1 protein-coding gene is annotated in these 1,853 nt (G+C 29.9%); it reads right to left on the bottom strand.

Going from position 1 to position 1,853, the window contains the following annotated elements:
- Positions 1–82: 82 nt before the first annotated feature.
- Positions 83–1,702 carry a hypothetical protein gene (locus ACIEHO_RS16465; RefSeq protein ID WP_406973744.1) on the bottom strand — a complete coding sequence of 540 codons (1,620 nt, stop codon included), beginning with the start codon at positions 1,700–1,702 and terminating at the stop codon, positions 83–85.
- Positions 1,703–1,853 lie beyond the last annotated feature (151 nt).

The raw sequence follows: 1,853 nt of genomic DNA, 5'->3' as shown, positions 1-1,853 counted from the left end.
AAAACGCCCTTAAAATGGGCGTTTTGTATCATGATTTTGTAAAATTATGGGCTTGTGCAACGGCTACCATTGTTGTGAGGCGTTATTTTTTCTTACTTAAAGCTCCAATGTATTCAATAATTGGAATATCAAAACCTATATTCAAATAAGCATTTTCACTCTTAAAGTTTTTGTCAGTAAATGGAACTGCAACACCAATATTTGCGGATAAACCATTGAAAAAAGTCACTCCAATTCCTGTACCAACAACTGCTTGATTGAAATTGTCATTAGATTTTAAGTCAACTAAATTGTACAATAATCCAGAGCCATAAAGAATTAAGTGCATATCACTAACAATTGCTTGCTTTTGTGGTCTTAACCAAACTCTTTGAGTACCTCTATATTTAAATTTTTCTCCTGGTTCAAATGCTCTAGTATATTTCATATCAAAAAACTTAATTTTGATTCCAATCTTCTCGCTAGCAAAATATAAGTTGTCTAAACTTTCAGTATTTCCCGAATTATCAGTAGATAACTCGTTTGAATCAAAGAATGAAGCATAATTAGTACCAATTGAGAAGAATAACCTTGGGTTGATATACCAATATTTTGATGACACGCTACTCTTTCTAGATTTTGAGTTATAATGTTGGTCAAGAGCAGAAATTAAACTTTCTATATCTACGTATAATTTAGCGTCTTTTGTTTTGTCCTCTTGGTATTCAATAATTGTGTAATCAAGCACAAAATCAGATATTTTTGAAACAACACTATTATCATAATTTAATTGAATGATTCTTATTGCTTCTTTTATCAAACTTCGCATTGCTAAATATTGTTCCTCTGTCATTTGAGTAAGACCTTGTTCTTTAGCTTTTAAGTCTTTAACAAACTCATCAAATCTCTGAAAATTATCATAATTGGTCATAAAGGCAGTTATAATTTTATCCATTTCAGCCCTTAGGTTTTTTGCAGCAGATGCTTTTGTTCCGCCTGCTTTTATAATTTTTTGGTATTCATTATCTGCATTATACCAGATTGAAAGTTCTTTTGAATTAAAATCATCTTTGAATAGTTTGCTCTCAATTATATCAGGATGATTAATTAAAGCATCAAAAGTCATATCGATAAGGAAATTGAATATTTTACCTTCTAATAGATTTGGTTTTTCAACAGTTCCGTCTTTTTTTATTGTACTTTCTATTTTCTTTACATCAAAAGAGTTTATTGTTGATACAGATTCTTGTCCATATAACTTTAAGTTTTCCTTTTTTGTTCCTTGAGAAGGAAAGACTAAATTTAAATCAGAATAGAATTGTGACTCATTTGAATGGTTCTTTATTCCAGCTGCAACTGAATAAGTTGTAAACCCATAGACTAAAGCAAATTCAGATGTTGTTTGAAGTAAATCTCTAGTAATTATTGTTTTGTTTTTTTCGGTAGTGATAGTTTGCATCACGTTATAAATATAATAGTACGTCGAAAAATTTCTCACTGAAGGACTAGCTTTCTTAAAATTGTTAATCACTACATCCATAAAAACCTTTTCTCTCAATTCTTCTTGCTTTTGTTGGATTATAGCAGTCAAAACTTCTGTGTCAATCGTTCCTTTTGAAAAAGTTTTATCACTGCCAACTAGATTAAGTGTTGGCCCTTGTCCATAAATCATATTGCTAATAGCAAAAAGAGTAAAAAATAGAAATGTAAAATTTGATTTCATAATTATGTTGGTTATTGGTTAGTTTTAATGACTCACAACGTGATTGTATATGGTTTGTTGCGTGTTTAAGCACTTAATTTAGCAAATAAAAACCGAATAGAAAATCCGCGAGGATTTTCGTAAGTAGGCTAGAACTAGCAATAAATTATAT

It is taken from the genome of Flavisericum labens, from assembly GCF_045446075.1.
GTDB lineage: Bacteria > Bacteroidota > Bacteroidia > Flavobacteriales > Flavobacteriaceae > Flavisericum > Flavisericum labens.
Note: the sequence above shows the minus strand (reverse complement) of the source record. Positions and strands in the feature narration are given on the sequence as shown.